Origin of the sequence: Adlercreutzia equolifaciens (assembly GCF_029076695.1) — a bacterium.
GTDB lineage: Bacteria > Actinomycetota > Coriobacteriia > Coriobacteriales > Eggerthellaceae > Adlercreutzia > Adlercreutzia equolifaciens_A.
In genome coordinates, this window is record NZ_JARFIK010000440.1 from 1 (window position 1) to 297 (window position 297).

Genomic DNA, 297 nt, shown 5'->3' on the forward strand with positions numbered 1-297 from the left:
CTGTCCGATTTCTATTAACATGGCTGTTTCCTCCCTGATTTGTGATCCTGATCATGCAATGTATCATACGGTATTTTCGGTCCAAAAAATGTCAGTCTGTATGTTGTTAATTAATGCTGCACCGGATCACCCGTTTTTCTGTCACGATCATATCCACGCTCTTGTCATACGGCTCCGCCGGGAGCTCCTGAAGGATCTGGAACTCGTATGCCAGGGCAATGGTCTTATGGCCGGGATGTGTCTCCAGATACCGGTCATAATATCCGCCGCCTTTTCCAAGGCGGACGCCGTTTTCCG

1 protein-coding gene is annotated in these 297 nt (G+C 48.8%); it reads right to left on the minus strand.

The window, feature by feature from the left end:
- Nucleotides 1-106: 106 nt before the first annotated feature.
- The coding region (locus PZH32_RS13080) for a 5-formyltetrahydrofolate cyclo-ligase (RefSeq protein WP_275208684.1) at nt 107-297 on the minus strand (191 nt) is incomplete at its 5' end.